This window comes from Clostridium thailandense (assembly GCF_019207025.1).
Classification (GTDB): domain Bacteria; phylum Bacillota; class Clostridia; order Clostridiales; family Clostridiaceae; genus Clostridium_AM; species Clostridium_AM thailandense.
Genome location: NZ_JAEEGC010000012.1, coordinates 1 through 26,516, shown reverse-complemented (window position 1 = coordinate 26,516; position 26,516 = coordinate 1). Strand labels below are relative to the sequence as shown.

Below are 26,516 nucleotides of genomic sequence, written 5' to 3'. Positions count from 1 at the left end.
TATTGCGTTATCAGCATTTGACGAATAATGTTTTTATACATTAAGTAAAAATTGTAAAAAATATTTAGGGAATTTTATTACAATAATATGTTTTACATAAACTTTATACTTAATGACTTAAGCATGAAAACTAAATAATTTACTATAGGATAAATAGTAAATTATTTAAGGAAGGATATATATTATGAAGAAATCAACTATTACAGCCACATTTCAAGCAGATATTAAAAAAGTGTGGGAAGTGGTTACAAATAACAATAGATATGAGTGGAGGAGTGATTTAAGTAAAATTGATGTTTCTGCAGATGAAAACTCTTTTACTGAATATACCAAAGACAATTTTTCCACTAAGTTTAGGATTACTTTGAAAAAGCCTTATGAGCGATATGAATTTGATATGATCAATAAAAATATGAACGGTCATTGGATTGGAGTTTTTAGTTCTGTTAATAATAATGGCACGAAGATTGAATTTATAGAAGAAGTATCATTAAATAATCCTATAATGAATTTATTTGCTGGTTTGTATCTAAAAAAGCAACAGTCACTTTATATAGCAGATTTAAAAAAAGAACTGGGAGAATAAATTTATTAAATATTTAAGGGGATGAAAAAAACTATGGATCGAGCAAAAATCAGGTAATATAAAAAGGGCCTTTACCGAGGATTATGAAAGTACCATTCCAGGTGAGTATACGAAAGATGGAAAACCCCATTGCTATTTATATATATCAACTATGTAGAATACCTTAATATCCACATTCAAGGGGACAATTAAAAACGAATGTATTGTAACACCTTGTGGCTTATATTTGGTATTAAGTTTTTTAGCTCTCCATATCTTATAGGTTGTTCCTTTAATATGTACCATAATACAATTGATCTCCATTTGCTGCCAATAACTGTCATAGAAAATCCTATTGAACATTTAAAGTCTTTTTGTCTCTTCTCCTGATCTTTAAATTTTTCAATTTTAATTTTATTCATAATTCCTCTTTCCAAATGGTAAGTAAATGATAAAAAAGTGCGTACTTGTATGTATTGTTAATATAATTATAATTAAATTTATAACATATATACATAATAAATTTATATAATATCTTACAAAGAGTTTTGAGGAGATGAAAAAGTGGATAAAGTGAATGTTTATGAAAAATTAAGTCTTTTTAATGAGCATTGGAGTCCAAAAATTTTAGGTGAAGTCAATGCCTCCTATGTAAAAGTTGCTAAATTCAAGGGCGAGTTTATATGGCATACTCATGAAAATGAAGATGAAATGTTTTATGTTTTAAAAGGAGTGTTGATTATTAAATTTAGGGATAAAGATATAATTTTAAATCAAGGAGAATTTATCATTATTCCAAAAGGGGTTGAACATATGCCTGTTGCTAAAGAAGAAGTTCATGTAATGCTAATTGAAGCAAAAACAACATTAAATACTGGAGATGTTAGAAATGAGAGAACAGTTGAGGAACTTGATAGAATTTAGTCTAGATAATTCTTTATTAGCATAACAGCTAAAAAACGAATAATTACCCTGAACACCGCATTATTCATGAATTGAACTTTTGCGGTGTTTTTTCCTCGTAATTCCAAGGTAATGTTTAATTATTATAAAGTTATGATGACTAGATACTATGAAATATCACGTAGTGAATAGTTGACGAAAATCAAAACGAATTGACAAATAAATTAAAAATAAAGAAGATGCTATTTTATAGATAGTAATGATTTGTGCCTATTTATGGAACTATAAGTTACTAATTGTCATATTTCTTTACTATTAGTTGTATTGTTTTTGAAAAATGTTACTATATATATTATAAAGGAAATGAGTTCATAGACATTATAGATAAAAAATCCTTAAAATACTTATTAATAAAAAACTTTATAGGAGGAAATATGTTATGAAAAAAGTATATTTTAATCCAGGCTGTGCCTTAAGCATATATAAGCCAGAAATAGAAAATAAAATTTTAAAGTTTTTAAATGAGAACTATGGTGAAGTTACATTACATAAAATATGCTGTCACCATGATCCACAACTTGAAGCAGGTTCATTAATTATAAATGTATGTGCTGGCTGTGATAGGAGATTTAGAAGCTTATACGATGGTATATCAACAATATCTCTATGGGAAGTGCTTGATGGATTGGATTCATTTCAATATCCTAACTATAAAGGCTTGAAGCTGTCAATACATGATGCCTGTCCTGTGCGTGAGAAACCACAAGTGCATAAAGCTGTACGTAACCTACTTAAAAAGATGAACATTGATGTTGTAGAAACAAAATTTTCTGGAACAAAATCAATATGCTGCGGAGATGATTTTTATCTTAAGCTTCCTATTGAAAAGGTTCATGAAAAAATGAAAGAACGAGCAGAGTCAATGCCTTGCAATGAAGTTTGTGTATATTGTATTTCTTGTATTAAATCAATGTATATTGGAGGAAAGACACCTAGACATTTGATAGACCTCTTAATGTACGAAAAAACTGAACCACAAATATATGATACTATACAGTGGCATGAGCAGTTACAAGACTATATTGATAAGCATTAAGGTATAATTATTATGACTAATGAAGAAGAATGGAAAGCTGTTATTGAAAAAAATTCAACAACTATGATAAATTATTTTATGTAGTCCAAACTATATGAATTTTTTACAGGTCATAAACTAAAGAAATAAATTAAGTCACAGTCGTAATTTATGATTCATTAATCGTTATTTTGATATATAAGATATTTGTAATATTATAGTAACAACTTAAACAGTTACAAATAATTAGGGAGGAAATTAAATTGAAGTACAGATGTCTAATTTTAGACCATGATGATACAGTAGTGAAAAGTACACCAGAAATTCATTACCCTTCTTTTATAGAAGCATTAAAAATATTAAGACCACAAATGGAACAATTAAGTCTTGAAGAATTTGTTTACAATTGTTTTAGTCCTGGTTTTTCAGAATTATGTAAAGATGTCTTGAAATTTAGCAAAGTTGAGCAAGAATATCAATATAAAATATGGAAGAGTTACACAAAAGAGAAATCCCCTGACTTTTATCCAGGTTTTTCTGAATTAATAAATGAATATAAAAGGTTAGGTGGCATAATATGTGTTGTCTCGCATTCTGAAAGTGAACAAATTTTAAGAGACTATCGTTTACATTGTGGTGTAATTCCAGATTTAATATTTGGATGGGAGTTAGAAGAACACCAAAGAAAACCAAATTCTTATCCAATTATTGAAATTATGAAAAGATTTAATTTAGGTATTAATGAAATGTTAGTTTTGGACGATTTAAAACCAGGGTTAGATATGGCAAGAAGTTGTAATGTAACATTTGCAGGAGCAGGATGGTCCCACATAATTCCTGAAATAGCAGATTATATGAGAATTAATTCAGATTACTATTTTTCAACAGTGGAAGCATTTAAGAATTTTATATTTTCTACAGATTAATTTATTAAAACGTAATCTTCTTTTTTAGCGTAACAACTGAAAAAACGAACAATTTATCTAAGCACTGTATTATTCAAAGTTGAATTCTATGGTGTTTTTGCGTCGCGTTTCAACTAGTATATACGTATATCCTAAAACCACGATATATGTATATATTGAAAATATTGTGACATAACTTTTTTAAATTAGAAATGCGAACGATGTTCTTTGAAAATGGAATAATGTAGTGTTAAAAATATCTATACTTTCTATATAACTATGAAATTATATAGAAAACATGGTATAATTTTGATATAAATTAAGTTACAGTCGTAAATTATTGTTCATCAACTAAAATGTATGGTAAATAACAACTTAAAAATTTTTATACAAGTAGGACTTGACAAGAGAGTATAGTAGCTATATGCTTTTGATATGATGAATTTAAATAATGAACGAAAAAATAAAATAAGTTATTCTTTATTAACGGTAATTTACAAATTTATCGAGAATGATAAACAAACTCGTTATTATGGAACTGATGTACCTTTATTCAATTCAGAAATACATATGATAAGAGCAATTAAAGAAGAGGAGGGTATTCATATTACAGGATTGGCTAATAAATTAGGTGTAACAAAAGGGGCTGTATCACAAATTGTTAATAAACTGAATAAAAAGGGTTTCATAAAAAAAGAAACTGATTTACATAATCAATCAAAACTTATTATAAAATTAACTCCAAAAGGCGAAATTGCAGATGCAAATCATGTGAAATTGCATAAAAAATTTGATACATTAATTAATGATATTTTAAAAGATGCTTCAAATGAAGAAATTGCATTCCTAAAGATTTTTTTAAATAAAGTTGAAGAGCAAATTGAGGATTTTGAAGAAAAGCTTACAGAATAAGTATTTTTTGATTAAAGCGTATAGCAGGTATACTCATTAACAACAAATTTTAATAGGAGAATTTTGTTGTTAATGAGAAAACTGAAAAGATAATTTTTTTTTAATTAAAGTGTATAGATGCTATACACTTTAATATATATAAATTACATAAGGAGGTTCATATAAATGAACAAAAATGAAAATAAAATTAAAATGATGAGTGAAGGTAATATTACAAAAGTATTATTCCAGCTTGGCATACCAGTTATTATCGGAATGCTTGTGACCTCACTTTACAATGTTGTGGATGCTATGTTTGTTGGAGGATTGGGGACAAGTCAAATGGGTGCTGTCTCAATTGCATATCCAATTGCCCAGTTGATTATTGGATTAGGGTTAACATTCGGAAGCGGCTCTGCATCTTACATATCAAGGCTTTTAGGCGAAAAAAACAATGAACAAGCTGACCGTACTGCCTCGACAGCATTATTTACCAGCATTATTGTAGGATTGATAACTATCGCAATAACAATGTGTTTTCTTGATAAAGTGTTAACTTTTTTAGGTGCTACTCAAACAATTTTGCCTTATGCAAGAGAGTTTGCTATTATCTACATACCAGGCTCAATATTAAATGTTATTAACGTAACAATGAATAATATTTCGGCATCAGAGGGTGCCACAAAAATCAGTATGACATCAATGCTTATGGGAGCTGGGTTAAATGTTGTTCTTGAACCTATTTTTATATATACGTTTCAGTGGGGAATTAAAGGTTCAGCAATTGCAACTGTGATTGCACAGGGAGTTACCACCCTTCTTTATGTGTGGTATATATCCAGTGGAAAAAGCAACTTGCATATTTCGATTAAACATTTCTCTATAGACAAGACAATATATGCTCAAATATTAAAGATTGGAATACCGACTTTACTTTTTCAGCTATTATCAAGTGCTTCAATGGGATTGACAAATACTGCATCAAGCCATTATGGTGACTCAGCTGTTGCAGCAATGGGAGTCGTTACAAGGGTTTTAGCTCTCGGTTCATATGTTATATTTGGATATGCAAAAGGATTCCAACCTGTTGCAGGGTTTAATTTTGGTGCAAAAAATTATAAAAGATTGGGAGAAGCTATTTCGGTTTCGCTGAAATGGTCAACCGTTTTTTGTGCAGTAACTGAAATTATACTCCTGATTTTTTCAAGACAAATTATTGGTTTCTTTAGTAAAGATGCCTCCGTTATTGCAATAGGTAGCGACGCTTTAAGAGCAAACAGCATTACTTTTATTTTGTTTGGTTTTCAATATATATACACAACATTATTCCTAGCTCTTGGAAAAGCATTCAAAGGTACAATATTAAGTATTGCTCGACAAGGTATCTTTTTTATCCCAGTAATTCTTATTTTACCCGGCATTCTAGGACTAAATGGTATCATATTTACACAACCTATAGTTGATGTGATGACTACAATACTGACTATAATATTCACTGTTAAAGTACAAAGAAAAATAAATTATGCTAGTCAAGAGTCAAATCAAAAAACTATTCAAGGATAGTGGCAGTATTTATGTAACCAGTGGCAAAATTGATAGACAATATTCTTATTTAACGAAACAACTGAAAAAACGAACAATTTACAAAAACACTGCATTATTCAAAGTTGAATTCTACGGTGTTTTTGCGTCCCAATACAAAACCATGTGTATTTATTTTAAGATTACGACAGAGATATTTGTTTCTTATAAAGTATATTAACTGTAAACTTATGGCACTTGAACAATGGTAGAACATTACGAATTAAAAAGTGAATCTTAAAATATAAACAGTTGTTCTTTTTAAATGAATAACACAGTACCGTATATTGGGCTGAATTGTAGCTTTATTAGTGCAAATTAAGATTTACACTCATGTTTTGATAAGATTAGCTAAAGAATTATAATTATTTAGCGATAGTATAATTACTTACTAATTTAATTATACTAGGGAGGTCTTTATTATGGCGATAGATAATTTAGATGGCTTTTTACAGGTTATGCCTTTACTTAACGATATACTGCAGGAGGATATATTAGTTTCTGTTAGTGATAGGGAAAAAATTTTATATTACAGACCTTCTAAAGCTTTAGACTTTAAAGCAAAGATTGGTCAAAAATTATCAGCTGATAGTCCGCTGAATAAATGCATTAAAGAAGAGAAAATATTCAATGATATAGTGCCTAAAGAGTTTTTAGGGATTGCGTTTAAATCAATCGTGTATCCAATAAAAAATGTGAATGGAACTGTTATAGGAACTGTTGCTATAGGTAGAAGTTTAGAAAATCAACTTAGAATCGAGGAATCCACTGATACGTTATTTTCATCACTTGAAGAAACCACTGCAACCATTGGGGAGATTAATGCTGGATCTGGAAAATTGCTTAATACAATATTTCAAGTAGTAGAAACTGTAAAACAGACAGAAAAGAATGTAAAAGAGAGTAATGAAATTATTAGCATGATACAAAATGTATCTTCTCAATCCAATTTATTAGGCCTTAATGCAGCTATAGAAGCAGCTAGAGCTGGTGAATCTGGTAGGGGTTTCTCAATAGTTGCAAGTGAAATGCGAAAGTTGGCTCAATTAAGTGGTGAATCTTCAAAGAAAGTGTCAAATGTATTATCAGAAATAAGTACAAAAATAAATGAGATTCTTAGTATAATTAATGAGGCTCAATCAATTTCGGAAGGACAATCCGCTGCTACCCAAGAGATAACTGCAACATTAGAAGAAATTACAGCTAGCGCTCAAACTGTAGCTGAAATTGCAAAAGTGAAATAATCATTCTTATATACCATACTATTGAATGAATAAGTCACATTTGTTTATGACAGAATTTTCTTATTTAACGAAACAATTGAAAAAACGAATGATTTATAAAAACACTGCATTATTCAGATTGAATTTTGGAGTGTTTTTTACGTCGCATAACAAAGGGAATATTTAATTATCGTAAATTTAAGATAGTTAAACATCATGAAAATAAAGCGACGTAACTTTTACATTCAGATTTATAATATTTAGTATAAGAAGTTATCTAAATACAGATACAAAAATGCAAAAATAAGTTTAATGCTTGAAAGATAATAAACATTATGATATTATGTTTATATATTAATAAACATATATTGAAAATGTTTAAATTAAATGTATATTGGAATTATATGAAAAATTAATTATGAGGTGATTTTATGAATAAAATAACAGAATATATTCAAAGTTTTATTACCATTGACAACAGCCAAATAAATGAAATTATAAAACAAGATGAGGTAATGAATGGTATCCAGCCATATGTAGGAATGGAAGTTGGGAAACTTTTAGGTTTATTGATAAGGTCAAATAGGGCCAAAAGAGTATTGGAATTTGGTACATGCCTTGGGTATTCTACAGTATGGATAGCACAAGCCTTAAAGGAAACTGGAGGAAGACTCATATCAGTTGAATATAGGGAAGATTTATATGAAATAACAAAAAGAAATATTGAATTGGCAGAGTTGTCTGAAGTTGTGGAGCTAATATTAGGAGACGCAAGTGAAGTAATTAACACTATTGAAGGATCATTCGATATAATCTTGCAGGACTCGGATAAATCTTTATATTCTCCAATGCTGGAAAAGTGTATAAGTTTAACCCGTAAAAACGGATTGATAATTGCAGATGACGTTCTTTTTAAACCTATGGGTATACCAGAAAAGTTTAGTGAGCCTGTACATGAATATCTTAAAAAAGTTTTCTCAGATAAGCGTCTTTATAATACAATACTTCCCATAGGCGATGGTTTAGCTATTAGCATGAAGCTTTTTGACTAAACCATTATGATTTTAAAATAGTATTAAGATATTACATAATATTTTTATTTAACGCAACAACTGAAAAAACGAACGATTTGTAGAGACACCGCATTATTCAAAGTAGAATTATGTGGTGTTGAAAAGTTCTTGTGATTCTGTACAGTGATTACAATATATAGAAGATGTGGTATAATTTTTATATTAATTAACATTATGGAGTGATATTTCACAAAGAATAAATTAGGGAGGAAAAAAATGAATAAAAAGTACTTATCAGTTTTAAGATCCAGTATGATATCTGCGTTATTAGTGATTTCGCCTACATTAGTATTTGCAAAAACAGATGCCATAGTTTCTAAAGATATACAAGGGAACTATTATCAGTATGATTTCAAATCATTAAGAAAAGATGCTGCCAATAATGCGGTAGGATTACCATCGGTTCTGCTTGATGATTTTGTGCAAAAGAAAAATGTAATTGTAAGTTATCATGATGACAAAACAGGATACGTAGACTCAAAGTTTGTTAATGATGCTGCAATAGAATCATGCTCTGATGGTGGTCCTTGTGGTGGCCTTTTTACTTTAGATAGATGCACTGAAATTGCTAATGAATATGAAAATGCTATATTATCATTTACAAAACCAATTCAAACTAGAATACTTGATTCAAATGGAAGTGTAATAAATGGACAACTAATAAATCCAATATCAAAATAATGATAATTTATATTAATGCCGTATTATTCATATGAATTTTACGGCATTTTTACGTCTCACTTCAAATAAAATATCTAATTATCGTAAATTTAAGATAGTTAAACATCATGAAAACTATGAGATATAACTGCTGAAAATGGAACTACGAACGATGATCTTTGAAAATCGAATAATGTAGTGTTAGGAGTTTATACGTTTTTTTTGAAAAATCAATAAAAATATAGAGCGTTTTTTATAAAATTAATAAAAATACAAGATATTGTGGTATAATTTTCTTATTAATTAAACCTCAATTATGTTGACTTATTTTATAAGGTCAGAGAAATCTAGCGTATGAAGAAAGGAATGAAGTATTATGTTTAATGATAAGAGAGGCAAAAAAGTTGTTCTTGTTGCACATTGTGTATTAAATCAAAATGCTAAAATAGATCAATGTGCGCATTATCCTGGTGCTATTAAGGAGGTAGCAGAGATTTTGATAAATAATGGAGTCGGTATAATACAGATGCCTTGTCCTGAAATGCTTTATTTAGGACTCGATAGAGAAGTAGATAAATCAACAAAGCCTACTGTTGAGTCAGAGGATTCTCGAGTATTTGAACGTATGTCTGAAGATAACTCACAAGCATTATGCAAAAAAATTGCTAATAATATTGTTTATCAGATTAAAGAATACCAAAAACATAACTTTGAAGTAATTGGACTTATAGGGATTAATGGTTCTCCTACCTGTGGTATAGAAACAGCATGGGCAGAAGGCATAGAAACTAATGAAAATGGAGTGTTTATCAAACTATTAAAGGATGAATTATGTAAAAATAATATTTCTATTAATATGATAGGCATAAAAGCTTATAATCTTGAGTTAGCAGTTAAATCCGTTAAGGAAATGCTAGATAGTATCTAAAACATAGCATAGATTCATCTGTTTTATGCTTTCTTGCGGATTAAGATTAGGTGAATAAGTAGGGAGATTCATTATAACTAAGTTATTCTTATGTTCATCAGCATATAGATTTTCTTTTCAAGTATAGGGGATACCCCTTTTGGACTCCAGTTTCTGCGATTTTGGGATTCAAGTTGCACATAGGCTTCATCCATAGCATGGATAACTGAATCAGAAGAATCCTCTACAGTATCTAAAAGCAGACTTATTTTTTAAAAGCCTTCTTGTTCTGCTTTATCAGCTTTACTAGGCTTTGCTTGAGCTCTTTTAAATGTATAATTTTCACTTATTAATATACGTCTAATAGTTTCATCAGAATATAATACACCATATGTTTGATTAATGTATTCAGCTAAAAGAGGAGAAGTCCATCTATGACCTATCGTGTTAATATCAGAACTTTTGCTTTTTATTGATCCAATAATTAGTTTAATATTATATCGAATTTTCTTATTATGTATATGATATTTATAATATGTCAATATGTTGTCATATTTAATGCCTTATAATTAATAATGGAGGTGTTAATTGTGAGATATGAGTGGAGAAAAGCTGAAAAAGAATTTTATTTGCCAAAAGAAAGACCAAGTTTAGTTCATAGAGAAATATATCTATCAGACGCTCGAAAAATAGAAAGAGATAAACTAAAAACAGTATTAAGATATATGATAACTAAACAATAGGTTTCATTTTAAAGTTAAGTGTTACAAATAGTAAATCTATGAGGGAGAATAAATTTATTAAATATTTAAGGGGATGAAAAAAACTATGGCTTATAAATTGAAAGAGATAACTGTAAGAACAAATAATTCTCAAGAAGGAATAAAGATAATTAGCGAAATTTGGGGTGAGGTTTTGAGTGGAAAATTACCCATTCTTTTTGATAGTGAGCATAATTTTCAACAAGGCATTTCTCCAGTTTCAAAATACAGTAATTATTCTAGTGATGAAAAGGGAGATTATGATTTAACTATAATGGCTGCAACAACTGACTTCTTTGAAAAAATAGAAACATTAGTAAGTAAGGGTTTATACAAAAAATATGATGAAAAAGATGAAAAGGGAGAAATGGGTGCATGTACAAGAAAGGCATGGGAAAAAGTATGGCTTGAGCAAAAATCAGGTGATATAAAAAGAGCCTTTACCGAGGATTATGAAAGTACTGTTCCTGGTGAATATACGAAAGATGGAAATCCTCATTGCTATTTATATATATCAACTCTATAGAATGAAAATATAATTATCATTAGTAAAGTCAAAATATGAATAAACGTAATTTGAAAGCAGGGCGTAAAAGTGATAGAATATTAAATTATTACGATGTCAAGGAGGCTTTTATGTCAGATATTACAATCAATTTACTTGAAGAGTCAGATTTACAGGAGATTTTTACATTCGAACTTAAAAATAGGGCTTTTTTTGAGAAAATAGGTTTCCCAAGAGGAGATAACTATTATGAATTAAATAGTTTAAATGCAATAATAAAGGAGTCAATTGAGGAACAAAAGAAAGGATTAGTAAATATGTATTTGATAAAGAATCATAATGGAATGATTCTTGGCAGAATAAATTTATTATCCATAGTAAGAGGAAGTTTTAATAAGGCTGAACTAGGTTATAGAATGGGCGAGGAACATCAAGGAAAAGGATATGCAACAAAGGCTGTAAAACTTGTTTTAGATGAAGCAGTCAATAAACATAAGATTCATAGGATAGAAGCTGGGACATCACCTAATAATATAGGATCTCAAATAGTATTAATAAAGAATGGTTTTCAGTTTGTAGGGCGTTTTAGTAAATATATATATAAGAATGGACAATGGTGTGACAGCATATATTTTGAAAGAATACTTGACTGAATATAATCCTTCCAATACGGTTAAGACGTATTGGAAGGATTATATATTAATCTATAAATGACATTTAAGATTGGGCTTCTTTTCCATACTTGATCTAATTGCCGAAAAAATGAATGGTTTATTAAGGGTCTATCGCACTTATAGATAACCACACCAGAAAGTAAATTTATACTCCGGGATATATGTTATAGTACAGGTAAATGCATGTACCCAGTGAAAAGTTTATTTAACAGTAACTGTAAGATTAAAATTACTCAAAGTGGACTTAGAATCCCAGGGTCTAGATTCTTCTAAATTTATTGATGTACTACCAGTGCCTATAGCTTGGATTAACCATCGTCTTTTACCAACACCGCCAATAACGTTAGGTGGAACATCAGGAGCTATAAAAATGTCATCTATAATTTTAAACATACCGTTATCTAAGGATGGCTTAAATTGCCATGAGTAACCGCCGTCATAATTTTCAGGTAAGGTTAACTCTAAAATGTCACCTTTTTTTAATTTAATATTTTGGTTGTTATAAGTATTATCAACTTTTATAGCATCTACATTAATAGTAAAATTCATATAAGCTGGATTATATAAAGATTGGTTTGAAGTTGATTTAACTCGATTAGTAACATATAAGGAATAGGAATGACCAGGAAAATAGTTAGAAGTAGGGAATATATTTATAGTTTGACCATCTTCGCTTTGTTGAAAATTGGTATCAACAATGTTATATTTATCATCCTTTACATAAATTGAATAGTTGCTTAATGATTCCTTACTAATTGGTTTTGTAAATTCAATAGACCAAGCCTTATTAACAGAGACATCTTCTTTTGTAGGTAACTTAGTCCAATTTAAAATTGGGTCGTCTTGTATAATAGATAATGCATCAGAAGAGGTTGCCTCAGAAGCCAAAGTCTTGGAACAAAGTACAAATAGTAAGCAAGCTGTATATGATAATGTGGTAAGAATTAATTTATTCAATTTCCTCACAGTGGATTACCTCCTAATAAAACATCTTTAAATTGTTGCATATTTTGCAAATCATACCCAATCACATTATATTCTAAACTAATTTTTGAAAAAAGACAAACTTATTATATATAGAAGTAGGAATCCTTCGCATTTATTGGAAAAATAATCATCTTTTCTCATGTGAATTATGATATAATTACTACTATTAAAGTCAAAGTAGTAAATTATTGTGAAAATAATTTTTATTTTGTACAGAGTAAGTGGCTAAGAAGTGTTTTGTTTCTATAGGAAAAATTAATAAATGACAACCATTAAAGAAAAGAGGTCAGTAAAAATGAATAGTTTAATAAATAATTTATTAAACGATAGCAGAATTAAGATACCAAAGCATATTGCTATAGTTTGTGATGGAAATGGTAGGTGGGCTAAAAAGAAAGGTCTTCCTCGAACTTTTGGTCATAGAGCTGGTACAAATCCAATTGAAGGTATTACCAGGGATTGTTCCGAATTAGGAGTTGAAGTACTTACTTTCTATGTTTTTTCTACTGAGAATTGGAGTCGTTCTGATGAAGAGGTAAATTTTTTAATGAAGCTTTTTGTGGAATTCTTTATAAAATTACGAAATGAAGTTGGTGAAAACATTAGAGTGAAACATATTGGCATTACAGATAATCTTTCACCTGAGTTAATAGATGAAATCAAAAATACAGAAAACTTAACAAAAAATAATTCAGGTATGATATTGAATATTGCATTAAATTATGGAAGTCGCTCAGAGATAACAAACGCTGCAAAAAACTTAATGCATGATATAGATGTTGGAAATCTGAATATTGACAATGTAAATGAAGAGGTAATTAGCAATTATATGTTTACCTCAGGATTGCCTGATGTTGACTTAATCATTAGAACAAGTGGCGAGATGAGGATAAGTAATTTTTTATTATGGCAGTCTGCAAAAGCAAAATTATGGTTTACAAACGACTTTTGGCCAGATTTTAGATATGACCATTTACAAAATGCAATTAAACACTATAATGAAACGGATTAATAATTTTCTTTTTTAATGTAACAACTGAAAAGATGAACGATTTATTAAAGCACTGTTTTATTTAAATTTTAATAGTTAGGAATGGGGAGAAATTTTATGTTTACTGATGCTAGAAGTAAAAAAATCGTATTAATATCTCATTGTATTTTAAATCAAAATTCAATTTCAGATGGTACAGCGGATTATCCTGGAACCAATGAAAGTATTTTAAAGTTGCTTGTTGAATCTAAAGTTGGGATAATACAGATGCCATGTCCTGAGATATTATGTTTAGGACTGGATCGTGGCGATATTCATGGTGGAGAAAGAGAAGTTGTAGTAGAGAATACAAGAATTAGAAAAGAGTTAAAAAAAACTACTTCAACTGAAATAATTAATAATTTTGTAAATGAAGTTATATTTCAAATAGAAGAATATATTAAAAACGGCTTCAAAATAATGGGCATTATAGGAATTGATCGATCACCAAGTTGTGGTGTTAATACAACTTCAAAGAATGATAAAGAAGTTGCTGGAGAAGGTGTATTTATTGAAATACTTAGAAAAGCATTAGAAGAAAAAGGTATAATCATTGACAGGATAGGGATAAAGACATCTGAAACAGAGAAAGCATTAATAGATGTAAAAAGATTAATGGATTTGAAATAAAAAAGACCAGTAGTTATATACTACTAGCCTCAAACTTTATTGGGAGATTTAAAAACTTACCTTAGAATTATAACCATATTTTAAAAAACTTAAACACTATATTTAAAGTTTTTTTATAACTTGTGTAATAATTATGGCATAACTGCACAAGCTAGTAGTATCCTCTATTCCACATAGAAATTTTATTACAGCATGTTAGCCTGTATCTTTTTAGATGCAGGCTTTAATTATGTTGCAATATCTATGAATATATATAAACTCATCTGTTTTAAAAGTAGAATTAACTAGATCATTAAGCAAGATTAGACAAATGCACGTTAAATAATTTTTTATTTGTTGCATGTATGGTAATGAATAGATCCTACATAATTGTGCAGAAATAGTCGGATAGACAAATATAATTTCTGATATTCTATTGATGAGAGAGGAGGTCATAAAATGGATTCGCTAAAAAGAATGAATGATGCATTAAATTATATTGAAAAAAATCTCAATGGTGAAATTGATTTTAAAGAAGTAGCAAGGTTGGCATTTTGTTCGGAATATCATTTTCAAAGAATGTTTTCTTTCCTTGCAGGTGTTTCACTCTCCGAGTACATTCGTCGCAGACGCCTTACTGTTGCAGCTTTTGAACTCAATAATAGTAATATAAAGGTAATTGATTTGGCTATTAAATATGGATACAAGTCGCCAGACTCTTTTACAAGAGCATTTCAAAGTCTGCATGGGATAACACCATCAGAGGCTAGGTTCAATGGTAAATCATTAAAAGCTTATCCACGAATGACTTTTCAATTATCAATTCAAGGAGGAAATGAAATGAATTATAGAATTGAAGAAAAAGAAGCATTTTGTATAATTGGCATTAAGAAAAGGGTACCTATAATTTTTAATGGAGTAAATCCAGAAATTGCTGCAATGTGGAAAAGTCTAACAGCTGAAACTATTAATAAACTCAAAAAATTATCTAATATAGAGCCAATGGGATTAGTAAGTGCGTCTGTAAATTTTTCAGAAGGACGAATGGAGGAAAAAGGAGAACTTGACCATTATATAGGTGTAGCAACAACAAAGGAGTGTCCAAATAACCTATCACAACTTGAAGTTTTTCCCTCCACATGGGCTGTATTTGAAGCGGTAGGTCCGTTTCCGGATACTCTGCAAAATGTTTGGGGACGCATCTATTCTGAATGGTTTCCATCTTCAAACTATGAACAAACAAAAGGACCAGAAATCTTATGGAACGAGAATAAAGATGTAACTTCACCAACTTTTAAAAGCGAAATATGGATACCGATTATAAAAAAGCAATAACAACTTAAAAAACGAATAATTCACCTAAACATTGTATTATTCAATATAAAAATTCTAACATAATAGAAGGTTCAATTTTATTCTATATTGAAATTTTGTTATAAAATATAAGCCTATATCTTTTTAGGATGTAGGCTTTAACTTTATCTGTTACTTGTATGAATATCACCAGAAAATTATTTCATTAACTACTAGAAAATATCGATTTAACGTATTGAAATGTTAAAGCGATTGTAATATAATTTCTAATGTTGGATAAATATGTAACATGGGGATGAGGTTGTGGAAAAAGAAATTGAGACATTAAGAGGAGAGCTAAATAAATTGGTAGAAGAAAGTAGTTGTTTATATTCTGATGGTGTAATAAAGCTTAGTCAAGAATTGGACAACCTTATACATAAATACTATTTAAGTGCTGAGTCAGCATAAAGTTGGCTTTAAGCAATATTATATGTATCTCCTTCAAAGATGGAGGCTTCTATACTATTAATTAATGATTTTATATTAGGGAAAAACTAGTAGGTTTTTGGAGGGCTTTTAAAATAAATGTAGAATAGACAATGTAGGCATCATCATATTTAACATAGAAGATAACACAATATTTTTTGCCCTAGGTTTTAACCCAGGGCATTTTTTTATTTTAGGAAATAAAAGAGACTAGTATTTATACTACTAGCCTCAAACTTTATGGGGGAATTCAAAAATTACATTTAGAATTATAACCATATTTTAATAATTTAAACACCATGTTTAGAGATTTTGTATAACTTATGTAATAATTATAATATAATTGTACAAACTAAAAGTACCCCTTATTTTAAATTGGAATTTTATTATAGCATAATAGTATTATATCTATTTATATGCTGACTTTAATCATATGAATAGAAAACAAAGGCATGTCAATACTCTTAATAAGGTAATGACATGTCTTATAAAATCTAACTAATATTCAATCCCAATAATAGGATCAATAACTTTTTGCTGTGCAACATCAATAAAACCGTGATCAGTAACTGCATATTGAGGTATAGCAGCAAGACTTATAAAAGAAAGAAACATAAAGGGATATCCTATTGTACATCCGAAGCTGTGAGTTAAAGCATTAATTGTTTTCTTATCTTCGCTAAGAGACCATGCATCTTTATCACTAAGTAGCCCAAGTATTGGTAGAGGTATTTCATAAACAATATTGTTGTCATTTACAACAATTTGTCCACCACCTATTTCCGCAAGACGATTAACGGCTAATGCCATATCTCCATGATTTGTACCTAATACTATTATATTATGATTGTCATGTCCAATAGTAGATGCAATTGCTCCAGTTTTAAGATTAAAGCCTGCCATAAAAGCTTTTCCTATATTACCATTTTTCCCGTATCTCTCTACTTGAGATATATATATTACATCTTGATTAGTATCACTTTGAATTATTCCGTCACTAACAGGTAGTTTAACATCTTGTCCAATAGTAATTGGAATGTACTCCAGCGTTCGCATAGCTTTCACATTTGCAAATTTCGCTTTATTGTCTACAGTTATTATAAAGTCCTCCGCAGTAACTTTTCTCTTCAGTTTAATAGTATTTAGTAAAGACGGATCATGCTGAACAGCGGATATTCTTTCTACAAGCTTAGTATTTTCCACGACTAATTTACCACCAGCTATAACAGATTCTATGCTAAATTTTTCAGGACCAGTTGTTATGTTGATATCTGCCCTTCTTCCAGGGGTCAACGAACCTATCTCTCTATCAAGATTAAATGCTCGTGCAGCATTTAAGGTAACCATTTGTACTGCAGTTATAAAATCTATTCCATTTGATAATGCAATCCTAATGCTTTCATCAAGATGACCTTTTTCAACTGCATCTGTTGTATGCAAATCATCAGTTACTATACTACACATTGTTGAATCAATATTATGTTCAGTTATTACTTTTAAACAATCAACGAGATTATGTGCTACCGATCCTTCGCGCATCATAAGATGACAGCCTAGTCTTATCCTTTCTAAAGCATCTTGAGTACTTAAAGATTCATGATCTGTCATGATTCCAGAAGCAATACAGGTCTGAAGTTCAGGTCCTAGAGTTTCAGGCATATGCCCTTGTAATGATTTTTTTGCCTTTATAGTTAAATCTATTGAACTCATCAAGTCTGTGGATCCGGATAAAACATAAGCAGATACAATTTCAGAAAGTCCTACAGCATCTGGACGTTTTAAAGCTTCTTTAACAATTTTACTGTCAATATGGCCCCCGCTTGTTTCAAGATTAGGAGAAAATGGTACATGAGATGGTACGACGAAATAAGTTTTCAAGGGTGTATTCTCAGCTTCTTTTAAAACTGAATCTATTGCAGATATTCCTCCTACAACTCCTACTTCATGCATATCGGCCATAATAACTGTTGTGCCGTGAGTCAACACGATTTCTGCAAACTGTCTTATGCTTAAGTTAGTGCTTTCAGGGTGTATATGACCGTCAATAAATCCTGGAAGTAGATATTTACCCTTTGCATCAATAACTTTAGTATTAGGTCCTATTGTATAATCAATATCTCCTATAGCTGCAATTTTATCACCATAGACAGCTACTCCACCATTATAAATTTCTTTTGAATATACATTGACAATCTTTCCATTAGTAATTGCAAGTTCAGCCTTTTCAATGCCTTTTGTAACATTTATTAAATTTTTATTCATATAAAACTGGCACAAAAATGCCGTAGTCACCTCCTAAAATATATAGTAATTATTAAAATTTTTCGATTTGCTATATTATTACATATTCTACAATAAAAGAGGATATCCTCTTTTAGATAGTTATGATTGCTATGATATTGTTGGAATTCATCTAAGTAGAAGGAAATGAAGAAGTAACAAGTTTATTTTCAAGTGACTAGTTTCAAAATGATAATGTTATCATTTTGAAACTGAAAAATGTATCATTTTGATATAAATGTAAAATAAATCGATAGTTTTATTATATTTACAATATTGGTATGAAAATTGCTGTAGATTAATAGTAGTAAATGTAAAATAAGTTCGATTTATGATATATGCAATTTATCTAATAAGATATAAAGAACATATATTATATTTTTTATTGTACTAAGAAAGGGGATATATAATGAATTTGCAAAATATGGTAAAAGAGAATTGGAGTAAGGCTGCAGAAAACTATAGCAATAATATACAAAAGGAGATTAACAGTTTTAAAAGGAATGCATGGATAGAACTAATATTGGAAAATGCACCTAAAAAAGAGAACCTCAATATACTAGATGTTGGTACAGGTCCAGGTTTTTTTGCAACTATATTATCACTTGAAGGCCACAGGGTTACTGCAGTAGATTGCACCGAGGAAATGATTGTACAAGCTAAAAGAAATGCAAAGGAGTCAGGAGCAAAACCAAATTTCTATGTTATGGATAGTCATAGTCTAGATTTTCAAGATGAAAGTTTTGATTTTGTTATCAGTCGTAATGTGACGTGGACCTTAAGAGATGCAGAGTCTGCATATATTGAATGGAAACGTGTACTTCGTCCTGATGGAAAAATACTTATATTCGATGCAAATTGGAATCTACGTCTTTTTGATGAAGAATACAGATTAAGATTTGAAGAAGACCAACGTGATTATATAAAAAAATATGGGGAAGATTCTAATTATGATAAACATCCAGATAATGGGGAAGAGTTTAGACGAGCTATGCCTATGAATAGTCGTTTACGGCCTCAATGGGACTTTAACGCTCTAATTAATATTGGTTTTACTAAATTATATTGTGAATTAGATATTAGTGAACGAGTATATGATGAGCATGAAAAATTAAAATATAGATCAAGGCCAATGTTTATGATATCTGTAGAGAAATAAAAAAATATTCAATGTTTAAGATATTTTATTTTAATTTGTAATATGAAACTTAAGTGAAGATAAGGTTTAAAATATTGCAAATTACAATTATATGAGATCTGTTATTTGAGTGTTTGTAGGGGTGATAACTTAATGAAAACTAAATACATTCTAAAACGTGTAGTACAAATCATTCCCATGCTTATAGTAGTTTCTATCATAGCTTTTACTTTAAGTAATTTATCAACAGGTAGTGCAGCAGAGATTACAATTATGAATGAAGGAGGACAAGTAAATTCTGAAACTGTTGCAGCAGTAAATAAAGAATTAGGACTCGATAAGCCATTATATATACAATATATTAATTGGCTTGGTAGGGTTTGTAGTCTTAATTTTGGAGTATCCTTTAGAAGTAAACAACCTGTTTGGGATGAGATAATGTCTAGATTTCCAGCTACATTAAATTTAGCTCTTTGTGCTACAGCTTTATCTATATTAATAGCTATTCCAATAGCTATTATATCTGCTAAGTATAAGAATAAATGGATTGATCATTTTTGTAGAATTATTTCTACTGCTGGAGCTACAGTTCCTGATTTTTGGTTAGGACTGATTATGTTGTATGCTTTTGCAATAAATTTTAAAATATTTCCTGTGGTAGCAGGTAATAAAATTCAAAATATTTTTTTACCTGCATTTACTTTAAGCCTTAGTTATGCAGCTATATATACTAGATTACTCCGAACAAATCTTATTGAAATAATGAATTGCGATTACATGAAAGCAGCTAAAGCTAAAGGCTTAAGTGATAATGCAGTATTGATTAAGCATGGGTTAAAAAATGCAATGCTTCCATGTATGACACTTATTGGAAGTCATTTTGGAACATTGGTTGCAGGCAACTTTGCCTGTGAAGCCATATTTTCTTGGAATGGTGTTGGAAAATATGCAGTTGAAAGTATAAAGGCAAAGGATTTTCCTGTAATTCAAGGGTACATATTAGTGGTGGCTATATCCTTTATTGTTTTAAATTTAATAATAGATATATGTTACATATATATTGATCCGAAAATTGAGCTTAAGTAATTGGAAGGAGATTTAAATGAGTGAAATAGGTATTAAAGTTGCAGATACAAGATACTTTAAGAATGTTTTATATTATTTTAAAAGGGATAAACTAGCATTTCTAGGTGGTGCAATTGTAATATTTTTTGCTTTAGTAGGAATATTTGCTCCATATATAGCTCCACACAATCCAGTAGCTGTGGATTTACAAAGACGTTTACTTAAACCAAGTCTGGAATTTCCCCTTGGTACAGATCAGTTAGGAAGATGCATGCTTTCAAGATTAATATATGGGACTAGAACTTCTTTTAGTAGTGCATTAGTTGTTTTGGCAGGAATATTAGCTATTGGTGTTCCACTTGGAATATTATCAGGCTATGTTGGTGGATGGATAGATAATTTTATTATGCGTTTAGCAGATATTGTTTTAACTTTTCCATCTAGCATTGTAGCTTTAGCAGTAGTTGGAATTTGGGGAACTAGTATTTTAAATATTATGCTTGTCCTAGTTCTTTTATGGTGGGCACCTTTTGCTAGAATCGTTAGAGGAACAGTATTTAAATTAAAAGAGATGGATTTTGTAATGGCTGCAAAGGCAGCAGGAACATCAAGGCTCAATATAATTGTGAAACATATACTGCTCAATGCAGTGTCTCCAATTATTGTGCTTTCAACTCTAAAGGTAGCTAGTATCATTACTCACATAGCTGGATTTTCTTTTATTGGACTTGGTACACAACCACCAGCAGCAGATTGGGGAATTATGCTTAACGACAGCAGACAATTTATTTCCAGTGCACCAAGACTAATGGTATGGCCAGGCTTAACAATTATGATCGTTGTATTTGGATTAAATATGTTTGGAGAAGGATTAAATGAAGCGTTGCGACCAAATTCAAATTAAAGGGGTATATGTTATATAAGAGGTGAGCAAATGGATAATGAACCAGTTTTGGATATAAGAAATTTAAAAACATATTTCTATAATAGTAAAAATAATACTGTTATTAAGGCTGTTGACGGATTAAGCCTTAAGGCTTTTAAGGGTAAAATTACTGCGGTTGTGGGACAGAGTGGAAGTGGTAAATCAGTAATGGCACTATCTGTTTTTAATTTAATTGATGAACCAGGGAAAATAGAAGCTGGAGATATAATATTGAATGGTAGAGATATAAGCAAGCTCACCAAAAGAGAGCGTGTAAAAGTTCATGGAAAGGAAATAGCGATGATATTTCAAGATCCCACAGGTGCTTTAAATCCGGTAATAAAAGTAAAAAATCAATTAATGGAAGCGATATTAATCCATGAGAAAGTAAAAAAGAAAGATGCAATAATAAGATGCGAGGATATGCTTAAAAAAGTTGGATTAAAAAATACAGATAAAATACTTAATAGCTACCCTTTTGAGTTAAGTGGAGGAATGTGTCAAAGGGTGATGATTGCTATGGCTATGCTAACTAATCCTAGTGTGCTTATAGCAGATGAACCAACCACAGCACTTGATTTAACTATACAAGCAGGAATACTAGAGGAATTATTTAAATTAAAAGAACTTGGCATGGCAATTATACTTATTACCCATGACTTAGGAGTTGTGGCACAGACAGCTGATGATGTATATGTCGTAAACAGAGGAAAAATTGTTGAAAGTGGCAATGTATATGATATATTTGAAAAACCTCAGCATAAGTATACAAAAGAACTTATAGAATCTGTGTAAATAGGAGAGGGATTAAAAAATGAATTTAATTGAAGCTGTTGCTTTGAGTAAATGTTATAACGAAAAAACAAAGAAAAAAGTGTATGCAGTAAAAGATGTTGATTTAGCTATAAGAAAAGGAGAAATTTTAGGACTTGTAGGTGAGTCAGGTTGTGGAAAAAGTACCCTTGGTAAAATGCTATTGCAACTAGAAAAAAGTACAGGTGGACAGGTTTTTTATGGTGATGAAAATATTTCTAAGTATGACTTTAATAAAATGCGTACTATTAGAAATAATATGCAAATGATATTCCAAAATAGTTCTAATTTATTTAATCCATATTATACTGTTAAGCAAATTATTATGGAACCAATAAATAATTATAGTAAAGATAGTGAAGCGGATAAGGAGCAGAGAATAATAGATATACTTAGTAAAGTAGGTTTAGACAGTAGTTATTTAGAAAGGTATGGAAATCAGTTAAGTGGAGGGCAAAGGCAAAGAGTAGGAATAGCACGAGCTCTTGTGCTTAAACCAGAATTTGTAGTTTGTGATGAGGTTGTATCCAGTGTGGATTATGAAATAAGGAATCAGATACTGAAATTACTAATAGATTTAAAAGAGGAATTTGGATTAACTTATTTATTTATATCTCATGATTTATCAGCAGTAAAGAAAATATGTGATAGAGTTGTAGTAATGTATATGGGAAATATTATGGAGATACTTCCAAGTATTGAAGAGAATATTAAACATCCCTACACAAAAGCATTATTAGCTGCATCTTTAGATATAAACCCAAGAAACAGACAAAAGAAAAAAATATTATTTAGAGAAAATGAAGAACAAATCATTCCGGAAAATGGGTGTATATTTCAAAACAGGTGTTTGTACAGTAATGAAAAATGTAAAAATAATAAACCTAAACTAGAAAATACTGAGGACAACCACTTTGTTGCATGCCATTTATATAAAAAATAAATATACAGGGGGACAAAAATGAGAAAAATAAAGTTATGTATTATATTATCAATGCTGTGGATTTTAATGATATCTATATCGGCATGTGGTAATAGTAAAGAAGATGCAAAAAAACAAGAAAAGAAGCAAATAGTTGTTGCTATAGCTGCTGATGGTCAAATGGATAAATTAGACGCAGCAACCTATAATGGGCCACACCCAATTTATAAGATGATATATGAGGGGCTTGTGGAAGATGGTGGCTCAAATGGTATACAACCTCAATTAGCAACGGAATGGAAGATAGGTGAAGATGGTAAAACGTACACATTTAAATTGAGGCAGGGAGTTAAATTCTCAGATGGCACAGATTTTGATGCAGATGCTGTAGTCTTTAATTTGAAAAGATGGGTTAATAATAAACGTAATGCTTCTTTAACATCTGTAAATGTAGAAAGTATGAAAGCTGTAGACAAATATACAGTCCAAATAGTTTTTAAAGATAAAGCCTATCCGATCCTAACAGAATTATCATACCCTAGACCAGTAAGATTTTTGAGTCCAAATTCAATTCAAAAAGTTGAAGGCAATGCAATGGGTAAATTTACAAAGCCTGTTGGTACAGGGCCATGGATGTTGGAAAGTTATACAAAGGATAAAGAATTTTCGCTAGTTCCTAATCCATATTATTGGGGCGAAAAACCAAAAGTAGACAAAATTGTGTTTAAAGTAATACCGGATGGACAGGCTAGAGTAATGGCACTTCAAAGCGGGGAAGTAGATATAATTGGTGGAGAATTGCTTGGTAAAGTACCACTAGATAGTATTGCAACATTAAAGAATGATAAAAATTTTACTGTATATAATTCTAAAACTATGATGTCTCACTTTATTACTTTAAATTATGACAATGTTAACCTTCAAGATAAAAGTGTACGTCTTGCGATGAACTATGCCATTGATAAAGAAAGTATGGTTAAAAAATTATTAAATGGAATTGGTAAGCCAGCAGTGGGATTATTCCAGAATGGAGTACCATATGTTACTAAGGAAAATAGTCAAGGATACAATTATGATAAAAATAAAGCAAAAGAGTTATTAGCACAGGCTGGATATAAGGATATTAATGGTGATGGCATTCTTGAAAAAGATGGCAAACCCTTAGAATTTAATATGGTATTAAGTACAGACATTTTTCCAGAGTGGAAATCTATGTCAGAGTTTATCCAATCTGAATTATTGGCTATTGGTATAAAAGTAAATTTGAATACCGTTGATTTAAATACGTTGAATGATATTTCTATGAATACTAGAAAATTTGATCTTTTAATGCAGCGTACTTCATCAGATTCATGGGTACCACATAGTGATCTCAAACAAGATTTCTTGAAAACAGGAACAACAAATAACAAAGGAAGAGTATGGTACAATGAGGAACTTGATAAAAATATTAACGTTGCATTGGAAAGCATGGATGAAAAAACAAGGCAAGAAAATTATGATAAGGTATTTAAGTTTATTAATGATGAAGCAGTATGTGTTCCTTTATACTATCCAGAAACTACATTTGTTGTAAGTTCAAAAGTCAAAGATTTTGAAACTGGAGTAAACTCTTATGCTCCTGTTAAATGGGAAAAGTTAGATGTAGCAAATAAATAAATTTATAGGACTGTCGCACTTATGAAACACGGCCGAAAATATACTTATTCTCCGAGAGATATTCCCGAGCTTCGGAACTATAAAAACCTTTTATCAATCTAAAGCTCAGTATTTTGAAAATCTAAGAACCTATGATAAACTCGTACCTCAAACATATCAGAAGTCCTAAGATTTTCTAAAATACTTCGCTAAGATTGATTAAAAAGTTTTTATATGTGCCTTCAGCTTTAGGAACATCTCTCTGCGTATAAGTATATTTTCTGATGTAGTTCTTTATAAGTGCAACAGACCCTATTTTTTCGACTATTAAAGCAGTTTTCTTCCTACATATCTGGATGTTTAAATTCAAAATGAGACTAATTTGAAGTGATTTATCAATATGATACAAGTTAAATTTTCAAAATGACAAAATTTATAATTGAGAATATGAATATCAATAGTTACAGTATTGGCATAAAAATTGCTTCATAAATAAATAAATGAATGAATATAGTTTGAAATAAATTTAAAAATTTAGACCTAAACCCTAAATTAAAAGTACTTAAGAGCAGCCCTCCTGCACTTGAGTACTTTTAAATGCAAGATTATATAAGAGAATAACTAGTGGAAAATTATTTAAATGTTTATATATTTATCTGAGCCTTTCTTATATTATTACTTAGAGAAACTGGAGTAGGAGGATGAAATTGATTAGATTTAGAGACATTACAGTAGCATATGGAAAAGATATAATACTTGAAAATGTAAACTTAGAAATTGAGCAAGGAGAGATAATAACACTTTTAGATCCTAATGGTAGTGGAAAAACTGCACTTATATCTACATTAAACGGATTTATCAAGACTGTAAAGGGCAGTGTTACTATAGATAATAAAGATATATTGAAAATGAAGCCTGAAGAGTTAGCTAGAAGAGTTGCCATAGTACCTCAATTTCATAATACATCTTCTGATTTTAAGGTATTTGATATGGTACTGTCAGGCCGGACTCCTTATATAGAGTACATGCCTGAGAAGAGTGATAGAGAAAAAGCCATGGATGCTATACAAAGAGTTGGTATAGAATACATTAAGGATAAAAAATATACAAGAATAGGTGGAGGAGAAAGAAAATTAGTAATGATTGCGAGAGCCATTGCTCAAGAAAGAAAAATAATAGTTCTGAATGAACCTGCGACCTATCTTGATTTGGAAAATCAAATTAAGGTTTTAAAATTAATATATGTTATTGTTAGTTAGTTTCATTTTGATAAAATTGTTAAATTTTTCTCAATTTAAGATGAATTTATGTACCATTTTGATATTAAATTAATCAGTATCTAGTAATTTACAGTGTTAGATGCTTGGCACAATAATTGCTTTGTATAATATTTGAAGTTGCTTTTAAATATAGATAACAACGGTCGAAAGTAAACTTATGCTCCGGTAGATGTTACCAAGCTTCGGCACGATAAAAACTTTTAATCATTCTAAAGCTCAGTATTTTGAAAATCTAAGAAACTTTTATAAACTCGTACCTCAAACATATAAAAGCTTCTAAGATTTTCCGAAATACTTCGCTAAGAATGATAAAAAAGTTTTTAT

27 protein-coding genes and 2 pseudogenes are annotated in these 26,516 nt (G+C 30.0%); 25 read left to right on the top strand and 4 right to left on the bottom strand.

Annotated features, from left to right (window positions below; all coding sequences use genetic code 11):
* The first annotated feature begins 184 nt into the window (after positions 1-184).
* Positions 185-586 carry a polyketide cyclase gene (locus I6U48_RS02930; protein ID WP_218318906.1) on the top strand — a complete coding sequence of 134 codons (402 nt, stop codon included), beginning with the start codon at positions 185-187 and terminating at the stop codon, positions 584-586.
* A gap of 25 nt (positions 587-611) precedes the next feature.
* Positions 612-743 (top strand): annotated as a pseudogene (locus I6U48_RS29520) (AraC family transcriptional regulator); the annotation flags it as partial.
* Positions 744-774: 31 nt separating this feature from the next.
* On the opposite strand, the gene I6U48_RS02925 reads toward I6U48_RS29520, so the two are convergent.
* Complete coding sequence (locus I6U48_RS02925; RefSeq protein WP_218318905.1) at positions 775-987, bottom strand: winged helix-turn-helix transcriptional regulator; 213 nt, start codon at positions 985-987, stop codon at positions 775-777.
* Positions 988-1,129: 142 nt separating this feature from the next.
* Here I6U48_RS02925 and I6U48_RS02920 point away from each other — a divergent pair, with 142 nt between their 5' ends.
* The 9 genes from I6U48_RS02920 (at position 1,130) to I6U48_RS02880 (ending at position 9,804) form a co-directional block, all read left to right on the top strand.
* Positions 1,130-1,489, top strand: coding sequence for a cupin domain-containing protein (locus tag I6U48_RS02920; RefSeq protein WP_218318904.1), 360 nt, complete (start codon positions 1,130-1,132; stop codon positions 1,487-1,489).
* A gap of 418 nt (positions 1,490-1,907) precedes the next feature.
* On the top strand, positions 1,908-2,564 hold the full coding sequence (locus I6U48_RS02915; RefSeq protein ID WP_218318903.1) for a (Fe-S)-binding protein: 657 nt from the start codon (positions 1,908-1,910) through the stop codon (positions 2,562-2,564).
* Positions 2,565-2,806: 242 nt separating this feature from the next.
* Positions 2,807-3,469, top strand: coding sequence for an HAD family hydrolase (locus I6U48_RS02910; protein ID WP_218318902.1), 663 nt, complete (start codon positions 2,807-2,809; stop codon positions 3,467-3,469).
* Positions 3,470-3,883: 414 nt separating this feature from the next.
* On the top strand, positions 3,884-4,360 hold the full coding sequence (locus I6U48_RS02905) for a MarR family winged helix-turn-helix transcriptional regulator (RefSeq protein WP_218318901.1): 477 nt from the start codon (positions 3,884-3,886) through the stop codon (positions 4,358-4,360).
* A gap of 165 nt (positions 4,361-4,525) precedes the next feature.
* Positions 4,526-5,902: an MATE family efflux transporter gene (locus tag I6U48_RS02900; RefSeq protein ID WP_218318900.1), complete on the top strand. Its 1,377-nt coding sequence runs from the start codon at positions 4,526-4,528 to the stop codon at positions 5,900-5,902.
* A 440-nt stretch (positions 5,903-6,342) separates the two neighbouring features.
* Positions 6,343-7,164: a methyl-accepting chemotaxis protein gene (locus I6U48_RS02895; RefSeq protein ID WP_218318899.1), complete on the top strand. Its 822-nt coding sequence runs from the start codon at positions 6,343-6,345 to the stop codon at positions 7,162-7,164.
* A 410-nt stretch (positions 7,165-7,574) separates the two neighbouring features.
* Complete coding sequence (locus tag I6U48_RS02890) at positions 7,575-8,195, top strand: O-methyltransferase (protein ID WP_218318898.1); 621 nt, start codon at positions 7,575-7,577, stop codon at positions 8,193-8,195.
* Positions 8,196-8,432: 237 nt separating this feature from the next.
* Positions 8,433-8,897: a hypothetical protein gene (locus I6U48_RS02885; RefSeq protein ID WP_218318897.1), complete on the top strand. Its 465-nt coding sequence runs from the start codon at positions 8,433-8,435 to the stop codon at positions 8,895-8,897.
* A gap of 355 nt (positions 8,898-9,252) precedes the next feature.
* A complete protein-coding gene (locus tag I6U48_RS02880) occupies positions 9,253-9,804 on the top strand; it encodes a CD3072 family TudS-related putative desulfidase (protein WP_218318896.1) in 552 nt (183 codons plus the stop codon).
* A 251-nt stretch (positions 9,805-10,055) separates the two neighbouring features.
* On the opposite strand, the gene I6U48_RS30435 is transcribed toward I6U48_RS02880, so the two are convergent.
* Positions 10,056-10,325, bottom strand: a complete 270-nt coding sequence (locus I6U48_RS30435; protein WP_218318895.1) for a helix-turn-helix domain-containing protein — start codon at positions 10,323-10,325, stop codon at positions 10,056-10,058.
* Positions 10,326-10,430: 105 nt separating this feature from the next.
* Between I6U48_RS30435 and I6U48_RS30615 the strand changes: the two are divergent.
* The 3 genes and pseudogenes from I6U48_RS30615 to I6U48_RS02860 form a co-directional block, all read left to right on the top strand.
* Positions 10,431-10,526: pseudogene (locus I6U48_RS30615) on the top strand (GyrI-like domain-containing protein); the annotation flags it as partial.
* An 85-nt stretch (positions 10,527-10,611) separates the two neighbouring features.
* Entirely contained in the window at positions 10,612-11,070 is a 459-nt protein-coding gene (locus tag I6U48_RS02865) for an AraC family transcriptional regulator (RefSeq protein WP_218318894.1), read from the top strand.
* A 110-nt stretch (positions 11,071-11,180) separates the two neighbouring features.
* Complete coding sequence (locus I6U48_RS02860; protein WP_218318893.1) at positions 11,181-11,702, top strand: GNAT family N-acetyltransferase; 522 nt, start codon at positions 11,181-11,183, stop codon at positions 11,700-11,702.
* A 222-nt stretch (positions 11,703-11,924) separates the two neighbouring features.
* Here I6U48_RS02860 and I6U48_RS02855 read toward each other — a convergent pair whose 3' ends face one another.
* The gene (locus tag I6U48_RS02855) at positions 11,925-12,689 is read right to left on the bottom strand and encodes a protease inhibitor I42 family protein (protein WP_218318892.1); all 765 of its coding nucleotides are present in this window, start codon (positions 12,687-12,689) and stop codon (positions 11,925-11,927) included.
* A 316-nt stretch (positions 12,690-13,005) separates the two neighbouring features.
* Between I6U48_RS02855 and uppS the strand changes: the two genes are divergently transcribed.
* From uppS to I6U48_RS02835, 4 genes are all read left to right on the top strand, one after another.
* Entirely contained in the window at positions 13,006-13,722 is a 717-nt protein-coding gene (gene uppS / locus I6U48_RS02850) for a polyprenyl diphosphate synthase (protein ID WP_218318891.1), read from the top strand.
* A 96-nt stretch (positions 13,723-13,818) separates the two neighbouring features.
* Positions 13,819-14,370, top strand: a complete 552-nt coding sequence (locus tag I6U48_RS02845; RefSeq protein WP_218318890.1) for a CD3072 family TudS-related putative desulfidase — start codon at positions 13,819-13,821, stop codon at positions 14,368-14,370.
* 438 nt (positions 14,371-14,808) lie between these two features.
* Positions 14,809-15,684 (top strand): AraC family transcriptional regulator, encoded by an 876-nt coding sequence (locus I6U48_RS02840; protein ID WP_218318889.1) that lies wholly within the window; start codon positions 14,809-14,811, stop codon positions 15,682-15,684.
* 282 nt (positions 15,685-15,966) lie between these two features.
* A complete protein-coding gene (locus I6U48_RS02835; RefSeq protein ID WP_218318888.1) occupies positions 15,967-16,113 on the top strand; it encodes an aspartyl-phosphate phosphatase Spo0E family protein in 147 nt (48 codons plus the stop codon).
* A gap of 516 nt (positions 16,114-16,629) precedes the next feature.
* Here I6U48_RS02835 and I6U48_RS02830 read toward each other — a convergent pair.
* Positions 16,630-18,408, bottom strand: a complete 1,779-nt coding sequence (locus I6U48_RS02830; RefSeq protein ID WP_246615177.1) for an adenine deaminase — start codon at positions 18,406-18,408, stop codon at positions 16,630-16,632.
* Between the two features lie 412 nt (positions 18,409-18,820).
* On the opposite strand from I6U48_RS02830, the gene I6U48_RS02825 reads away from it, so the two are divergent.
* The 7 genes from I6U48_RS02825 (at position 18,821) to I6U48_RS02795 (ending at position 26,171) form a co-directional block, all read left to right on the top strand.
* Positions 18,821-19,570 (top strand): class I SAM-dependent methyltransferase, encoded by a 750-nt coding sequence (locus tag I6U48_RS02825; RefSeq protein ID WP_218318887.1) that lies wholly within the window; start codon positions 18,821-18,823, stop codon positions 19,568-19,570.
* A gap of 132 nt (positions 19,571-19,702) precedes the next feature.
* Complete coding sequence (gene nikB, locus I6U48_RS02820) at positions 19,703-20,635, top strand: nickel ABC transporter permease (protein ID WP_218318886.1); 933 nt, start codon at positions 19,703-19,705, stop codon at positions 20,633-20,635.
* A 16-nt stretch (positions 20,636-20,651) separates the two neighbouring features.
* Positions 20,652-21,518 (top strand): ABC transporter permease, encoded by an 867-nt coding sequence (locus I6U48_RS02815; RefSeq protein ID WP_218318885.1) that lies wholly within the window; start codon positions 20,652-20,654, stop codon positions 21,516-21,518.
* 30 nt (positions 21,519-21,548) lie between these two features.
* Positions 21,549-22,334 carry an ABC transporter ATP-binding protein gene (locus I6U48_RS02810; RefSeq protein ID WP_218318884.1) on the top strand — a complete coding sequence of 262 codons (786 nt, stop codon included), beginning with the start codon at positions 21,549-21,551 and terminating at the stop codon, positions 22,332-22,334.
* A 19-nt stretch (positions 22,335-22,353) separates the two neighbouring features.
* Positions 22,354-23,295 carry an oligopeptide/dipeptide ABC transporter ATP-binding protein gene (locus I6U48_RS02805; protein ID WP_218318883.1) on the top strand — a complete coding sequence of 314 codons (942 nt, stop codon included), beginning with the start codon at positions 22,354-22,356 and terminating at the stop codon, positions 23,293-23,295.
* Between the two features lie 18 nt (positions 23,296-23,313).
* Complete coding sequence (gene nikA / locus I6U48_RS02800; RefSeq protein ID WP_218318882.1) at positions 23,314-24,933, top strand: nickel ABC transporter substrate-binding protein; 1,620 nt, start codon at positions 23,314-23,316, stop codon at positions 24,931-24,933.
* Between the two features lie 686 nt (positions 24,934-25,619).
* Positions 25,620-26,171, top strand: a complete 552-nt coding sequence (locus tag I6U48_RS02795; RefSeq protein WP_218318881.1) for an ABC transporter ATP-binding protein — start codon at positions 25,620-25,622, stop codon at positions 26,169-26,171.
* The last annotated feature ends 345 nt before the right edge of the window (positions 26,172-26,516 follow it).